This is a genomic window from Bradyrhizobium sp. 142 (assembly GCF_023074015.1).
GTDB lineage: Bacteria > Pseudomonadota > Alphaproteobacteria > Rhizobiales > Xanthobacteraceae > Bradyrhizobium.
In genome coordinates this window covers 1-6,859 of the sequence record NZ_JADPKQ010000171.1, presented here as the reverse complement: position 1 = coordinate 6,859, position 6,859 = coordinate 1, and the positions used below count along the sequence as shown (strand labels likewise).

The window sequence follows — 6,859 nt, the reverse complement described above, 5'->3', positions numbered from 1 at the left end:
GACGCGAGTGGTCAACAATTTGCATCGGCGTGCCAAGGCATTCGGCTTTGTTCTCCAGCCCTTGGAGCCGAAAGTAGTTGCTGCCGTTTCTTAGGAATCATTCTCCAGCGTCAGCTCTCCGATCTTGGCATGCAGCGACTTCACATCGACTGCGGGCGCGGCCGGCGGCCCGCCCCCTGGTCCGAAAATCCCGGAAGCATTGCCCTCAAGCTGCGATTTCCACGCCGTAATCTGATTGGGGTGAACGTCAAAATGCTCGGCCAGTTGGGCTATCGTCCGATCGCCTTTGACGGCGGCCAGAGCCACCTTCGCCTTGAAGGCCGGTGAGTGATTCCGGCGTGCTCGTCTGCTCATCGTCTCTCCTGATTCGCGGGCCTATCGTGCCCGTCGTCAGGCAGAAACTCCACTTAACGTCCTGTGCAGATTTCCGGAGCCGGCTCTCTTCCTTGTGCCCTCGTCAACGGGCCTTGCCTATCGCCGATGCGAGCTGGCGTGGGTTAATGGAGAGGAGCTAGGGGTCACATTCTTGAAGGATGAACGCAAACAGCTACGACGCGCTCCTGTTGCGCCCGGACGCTGACCGGACCGAACGTCGCAACAGATCTTTGAATTGCGAGCATCGAAGAAGAGGCCGCTTCTCCCGGTCGGCAGCAGAGGCTGCTTAGGATCCCGCGGATCTTCACGGCTTCCTAAGCTGCATCGCGGTCTCGCTGCGCGATTCGGCTCAGCCGGCCCTCCTCCTGGTGGCGGCATTTAGGGCAGGTGAAACGAATCTGCTGCACGGCGTTACTTGGTTTCGAGAGGCTCGCAGCCATAGGCCATGAGCCGCAATGGGGGCATTTCACCAACATGGAAGACGTTTCGATCATGACGCAGACCGGCGCGGGCGAACTCAGGCCAATAGGCGACTTCGGCGAAGCGGCCGCCAACTTGGGCGGCCTACCGCATGACAAAGGCGCTTGTAAGAGCCATCGCAACGAGCACGGCAGCGCCCAACATCGCGATGCCAAGCCAGATGCGCGCCTGGATTGAATGGGAATTAACGTGAGGTTCGTCAATCATGCCGGCGCCCCTTTCGTCTCTAACGGCTCTTGATCTTCTCGCCGTGCAAACATCTGGCTAAGGACGGCGAACCGCCGCAAAGACCGCGTTGTGCTGCGACGCTCGTAAACGCCCTTGAGATCTCGGTCAGTTGTTCGTCGATGCGGGAGTACCCCAAATGCGGCGTTCTCAAATGAAAGAGCCAGCGAATGAGGCGGCGTTAGTTTCTCGTCAGGACGTCTGGCGCGCTTTTCCCAGCGCCTCCGGATCAATCTCTGGTGTCTCTTCAATGCGGTCCTTTAGGTCGGCCGCGCGTTGTACGAGCCTAGCGGCGACGCCAGGATTTGAAGTTGCTTTTGCCATTTTGAGGAGCGTGGCCGCCGCCTCACGCGCGAAAAACTGAAATCTAGGCACGTCTAGGAATTCCGTTACTTTTCCCCCGCATGGAATGATTCAGAACAAGGGAGTCCGTTCCACAGCGACGTTAAAATACACAAAAGTTAAAGGGCCCCAGCTCGGGGCTGGCGTAAGTTGAGGTCCTTTTCCGTCGGGTTGTCGAGGCGTGATCCGGAACAACAACCCGAAACTATTGCCGTTCCCAGCGCCGATCCATCCCCAACAGATCGACAATTTGCTTCCGAGCATCGACTGACGCTTTCATTCAGACCGTGCCCCAGCTCCCCTCGCCCGGCCGCGACCATCCGGCTGGTCGACTGCGGCGATGTTCGGGTCGGCAGCATCGGCCTGCGCTCTGGCAACCCGACCGAGAGCGATCCATGGCAATGGCGAATTCAATAACTCAAATCCCGGATCGAGGACGAGCTTGTTCGCGCAAAAGGCTAATGCGGCACGGCCTAGCTCGCCAGAAACGCAAAGACGCACGTTGCGCTCCGCACGGCATCGCCAACCCTGACAATGCCGCTCTGCAGGAGCAGTAAAGGTCGGAGCGGTAGATCAGCCAAGAGCCTATGCCGACGTTTACCTTCCAAATCGATAGCCTCTACCGTGAAGACTTCCAGCTGGTCCTGAGGACTCGCGGAAAACGCATGCTTGCAAATGCACTACTACGCGGCATGACCGATTTTGCCCGCGGCATCTGCATCGATATCGCTCCGTCTGAGCAGGTAATCGAGACCACCGGCGCGATACCAGCGATAACCATAGCCTTCGAGCAGTAGCGCGTGCCGGCCCTGCGGATTGGCGCGGCTGTGGTCTTCAGTCAACAGATTGACCAAGAGGTTGGCAGCCTTGCCGGAAAGTCCGACCGCGAAGGAGATCTCGCGCGGCTTCTCGTCGAGATTATGCACGAATAGCACCGAGTTATTGCGCCAGTCGTAGCGGATTACCAGCACGGCCGGGTCACGCGTCGCGATCACCTTGAAATCGCCCCAGCCGACTTCCGGGACTTCCTTGCGCATCCGAATGATGCGTTCCGTCCAGTTCAGCATCGAATTGGGATCGCGCCGTTGCTTGGCCGCGTTGACATGTTCGTATCCGTACGGCCCCGTGTCGATCACAGGCGTGCATGGATGATCGCTTTCAGTGAAGCCGGCATGCGGTTCGGTTGACCATTGCATCGGCGTGCGCGCGCAACCTCGCTCGGCCAGATCCAAATTGTCGCCCATCGCGATCTCGTCGCCGTAGCGAATGACTGGCGTTCCCGGCAGCGTGCACATCAGACTGTAGGCGAGCTCGAGTCGCCGCCGGTCACCCCCGAGCATCGGCGCAAGCCGCCGCCGGATACCGCGGTCGTAAAGCTGCATGCTCTTCTCAGGAGCGAACGCTTTGAACACTGCCTCGCGTTGCACCTGCGTCAGGCGGCCGAGATCGAGCTCGTCATGGTTGCGCAGGAACAGGCCCCATTGCGCGGTCGCCGGCCGCGGCTTGGTCGCCGTCAGCGATTTCGCAAGCGGCCGCGAGTCCGCGGAGGCGAGCGCATAGAACAGATGCTGGTTGACGTGAAAATTGAACATCATGTGCATCCGGTCGCCGTCGCGGCCGAAATATTCCATGTCGGTTTCCGGCAATACGTTGGCTTCGGCGAGGATGATGGCGTTGCCCTGCCGCCATTGCAGGAATTCGCGAAACGCGCGGAGCATGTCGTATTGCTCAACGGGCTTGCGCACCTTAGCGCCCTTGGTTGCGATCACGAACGGGACAGCATCCATGCGAAATCCAGAGACGCCAAGCTGGATCCAGAAACCCATGACCTTGAGGATCTCGGCCTGCACATACGGGTTCGAGGTGTTAAGGTCAGGCTGGAAGTCGTAGAAGCGATGAAAATACCAGGCGTCGGCTTTCTTGTCGCGGGTCCACGTCGATTTCTGAACGCCGGGAAACACCATTCCTTTGCCGGCATTTGCGGGTTTCCTGTCGGACCAGACGTACCAATCGCGATAGGGCGAATCCTTGTGACGCCGCGCCTGACGAAACCATGAATGCTGGTCGGATGTGTGATTGACGACGAGATCGATGATGACGCGAATACCGCGCTGGCGGCAGCCATGGGTAAATTCGACGAAGTCACCGAGTGTGCCGTATCGCGGATCGACGCCGTAATAATCCGAAATATCGTAGCCGTCGTCCCGGCCGGGCGAGGGCTGGAACGGCATCAGCCAGATCGCTGTGATACCGAGCCCATGCAGATAATCCAGCCGCCGCAACAGCCCTTTGAAATCGCCGATGCCGTCGCCATTGGAATCCATATAGGTGCCGACGGAAAGGCAATAGAAAACGCCATTCTTGTACCAGAGGTCGTCGATCAAAGGCTGCCTCGTTGGTCCACCCGGATGCCTTGGCGGCCACGGGACAATCATTGGGCAGTCAATGGGTTCCGCGCGAACAGTCCCGCCCGCGCAAGCTTTGAGGGTCGAACAACCATCTTCGGGCGACGCATTGTTTCGAAGTGGGCTTCGTCGTTGATGCGCCTCGCGGTTGGCAAAAACAGTCGCCGCGGGGAGAACTAATGGCGAGATCCCTTGGACCGAGTTATGCGCGAGTTCTGGACACCGCGCGGCTCGAGAGAGGACGCGTGCGTATAAGCGTGTAGCGGCGCGAACAAATTGGGGCGCCAATCTCGGCGTTTTTTTATCTTATAATTGGAGGAAATCGCATGGACTGGAACCAAGTGGAAGGAAACTGGAAAGAGGTCAAAGGCAAGGTCAAGGAGAAATGGGCCAAGCTGACGGATGATGATCTAACTGAGATCAATGGCAAGCGCGATCAACTCGAAGGCAGCCTGCAGAAGCGGTACGGCTATGCTAAGGATCAAGCCCGCAAGGATGTTGATACTCGGATTTCGACATTGCCGTAAGCAGGTCTGAAACGCCCGATTTGTGAGCCGCGCTGGGTTCGGTGTCGCGTTGCAGCATGTCGTATCTCCGCCGCCGTTTTTCAAAGCGAAGTCATGGTCTGCCGCCTGAACGCGGCACGCCATCGAGAATGGCAAGGATGGACAATCTTAACAAGAAGGGACAGGCCGACCGCAGCAAGATCAATTTGAGTGAAGATTACGAGGCCAAGCACAGAACGAAGACGCAACTGCAAAAGGCGATCGATAAGCTTGGAAATTCCGCCGTATCCGTCCGCAAGGAATTGAAAGGGTAACCGAACCGCGCGGTACCGCGCGGTCGAGGCGGCCTGCGGCTTTATTTCTATGACCAAAAGAGATTGTCCGGTTTGCGAAGGGTACCGCGTGGGGCTGCGGGAACCGCAACCAGCACGCGTGACGCCGAAAAAAGATCGAGAGCCCAGTTGCTCGCATGAGGCTTGGAACGATCACTATCGTCAAACGTTTGGGGGGTGACCGCAAATCTTGAGGATGATTGGACCATGATGAAAACAGTTATTGTATTAGGCGCTCTGCTTATTGCGACGTCAGTCTTGGCGCAAACCGACACAAAGAAGTCGCCGGGAGCTTCCCAGTATGCACCCGGACAACAGATGCAGGACCCCAACGCCAAGTCCACGGCACCGGGCGCTTCTGAGTATGCTCCAGGCCACCAGAAGGATACCACGGCGGGGCCGGGCCATTCTGAAAGCGCGCCGGGTCAGCAATCGACCACAGGATCGAGCTCCAACACGGGTACCAAGAAGTAAGTCAGCGAAACAGATTGAGGAATGGGACCCGGTCCAAAGGCCGGGTTTTACTTTTCGTTCAACGACGGTTCATGAGCGTTACCCGCGGCGACTCCGAAATGGGATGCAACACGACAACGCGGGCCGAGGCTTCATCATCGCACGCCGTCGCAAACGAAAAACGGGTGAATTCCGTAGTTCCTAGCTTGAGGAGCCGGCCGTGAGCACCAGATGAGTGTCAAGGCAGCAAGAAAGCGGATCCGGCAGAGGCATCGCAGAAGACCATTTATCGTCCCGCAAGGGTGACAGTCTTGGCAGAGAAGTGTCGGCCAGCCGCCCGCAAACGCCGTGCGTTGTCAAGAAGGAAATGACGACCTGCGAAACCTACGGCAATGACTATGATAAGGCCTTCAGGTGGTGATGAACGGCGAGATGCACACCATTCGACAGCTTTGAGTGCGCAATTCATGCCTTGGCACCGATGTGCGAGATTGCGGAACGCAAGGTCTCGAAAAGGACAGTACCTACTATTGTTACGACCACTGCGCCCAAGGGGAAGGCGTGCCCGATCTCCGCGATCGTCTGTAAAGCGAGGAATAGCTCTGCGGCGATTGTAAGAGCTGACACGCCGAGGCGGTCGCCGGCCAGTTTGTCGAGCCTCATGCCAGTTATTCGTTGCCAGCAATCAGAAACCTTGCAAGGCCAGATCGGCCAGATCGTGGCACGCATTAACGCGATATCATCAAGGGTGTCGAAGAAGCTGCACGTCATCCTGTCCACTGCTGATCTTGTTCTTGCCCTTCCATCGGCCGCACGTACTGCCACATGAACGGGAATGCTTTCGCGATGAACGGAGCCGTATCGGGACGGACGACACCGTCCTAGCATTACAGTTGCTTTGTTTGCAGACTTCTGAATCCATGGGCAACCATGATTCGAATGTCGTGGGCGCGGGCCGCGTCGGTTGAGGAGACGCTTGCGTTGTGGGCGGCGTCGCTTCGAGAGATCAAGCAGCGGATACGTCCGTTGTTCACGCAAGAGCGTGTGGCGACGAATGCAGGCCTGTTCCTGGAAGGTCTGCTCGGAGATGAGCAGCGCAAGACCGGTTGGATGCGCGCGGAGGCGGCTGGCGATCCTGGCCCATGGCGGCAGCAGGCGATCCTGGGTCGCGGGGATTGGGACGCTGATGCCCTGCGCGATATCGTGCGCGACTATGTCATCGAGCACTTGGCGGATGACGATGCGGTGCTGGTGATCGACGAGACCGGCTTTCTCAAGCAGGGTAAGGCCTCGTGCGGAGTGGCGCGGCAATACACTGGTTCGGCAGGGAAGATCACGAACTGCCAGATCGGCGTCTTCGCTACCTACGTTTCGCGTCATGGTCATGCGTTCATCGATCGCGCGTTGTATCTTCCGAAGGAATGGACCGACGATCCAGATCGTCTGGAAGCCGCCTATGTGCCTGCCGATGTCGGCTTTGCGACCAAACCAAAGCTTGCGACGAGAATGATCGCACGTGCGATAGCCGCGTCTGTACCATTCAAGTGGGTTGCCGGTGATACGGTCTACGGTGTTGGCGACATCGAACAGCAACTACGTCGGGCAGGCAAAGGCTACGTGCTTGGGGTCAGCAGCGCTCATGTGTTTCGATCCTGGGGCAAGCGACCGCCGGTCGCCGGTACGGCCGCGGACCTCGCCCGGACGCGGCGCCCGTCCGACTGGAAGCGCCTGTCGGCGGGAG

Annotated in this window: 6 protein-coding genes and 2 pseudogenes; 5 read left to right on the top strand and 3 right to left on the bottom strand. The window is 58.4% G+C overall.

From position 1 onward, the window contains the following. Window positions 1-96 precede the first annotated feature (96 nt). A pseudogene (locus IVA82_RS16115) lies at window positions 97-354 on the bottom strand (transposase); the annotation flags it as partial. Window positions 355-442: 88 nt separating this feature from the next. On the opposite strand from IVA82_RS16115, the pseudogene IVA82_RS16110 reads away from it, so the two are divergent. Next, window positions 443-580, top strand: a pseudogene (locus tag IVA82_RS16110) (PilZ domain-containing protein); the annotation flags it as partial. Between the two features lie 269 nt (window positions 581-849). Continuing rightward, a complete protein-coding gene (locus IVA82_RS16105) occupies window positions 850-1,032 on the top strand; it encodes a hypothetical protein (RefSeq protein ID WP_247384602.1) in 183 nt (60 codons plus the stop codon). A gap of 1,073 nt (window positions 1,033-2,105) precedes the next feature. Here the strand turns inward: IVA82_RS16105 and IVA82_RS16100 are convergent. Then, window positions 2,106-3,806, bottom strand: a complete 1,701-nt coding sequence (locus tag IVA82_RS16100; protein WP_247384600.1) for an alpha-amylase family protein — start codon at window positions 3,804-3,806, stop codon at window positions 2,106-2,108. Between the two features lie 347 nt (window positions 3,807-4,153). Here IVA82_RS16100 and IVA82_RS16095 point away from each other — a divergent pair, with 347 nt between their 5' ends. Then, window positions 4,154-4,354, top strand: a complete 201-nt coding sequence (locus IVA82_RS16095; protein ID WP_247384597.1) for a CsbD family protein — start codon at window positions 4,154-4,156, stop codon at window positions 4,352-4,354. A 56-nt stretch (window positions 4,355-4,410) separates the two neighbouring features. Next, on the top strand, window positions 4,411-4,647 hold the full coding sequence (locus IVA82_RS16090) for a DUF3606 domain-containing protein (RefSeq protein ID WP_346658722.1): 237 nt from the start codon (window positions 4,411-4,413) through the stop codon (window positions 4,645-4,647). Between the two features lie 936 nt (window positions 4,648-5,583). Here the strand turns inward: IVA82_RS16090 and IVA82_RS16085 are convergent. After that, window positions 5,584-5,889, bottom strand: a complete 306-nt coding sequence (locus IVA82_RS16085; RefSeq protein ID WP_247384595.1) for a hypothetical protein — start codon at window positions 5,887-5,889, stop codon at window positions 5,584-5,586. Between the two features lie 159 nt (window positions 5,890-6,048). Here IVA82_RS16085 and IVA82_RS16080 point away from each other — a divergent pair. After that, window positions 6,049-6,859 (top strand): IS701 family transposase (locus IVA82_RS16080; RefSeq protein ID WP_247493253.1); only part of this gene is annotated, 811 nt, incomplete at its 3' end.

Bases quoted from the DNA above. Each gene is read 5' to 3' on its own strand.
- IVA82_RS16105 (WP_247384602.1), top strand. From the start codon at position 850: ATGGAAGACGTTTCGATCATGACGCAGACCGGCGCGGGCGAACTCAGG.
- IVA82_RS16095 (WP_247384597.1), top strand. From the start codon at position 4,154: ATGGACTGGAACCAAGTGGAAGGAAACTGGAAAGAGGTCAAAGGCAAG.
- IVA82_RS16090 (WP_346658722.1), top strand. From the start codon at position 4,411: ATGTCGTATCTCCGCCGCCGTTTTTCAAAGCGAAGTCATGGTCTGCCG.
- IVA82_RS16085 (WP_247384595.1), bottom strand. From the start codon at position 5,889: ATGACGTGCAGCTTCTTCGACACCCTTGATGATATCGCGTTAATGCGT.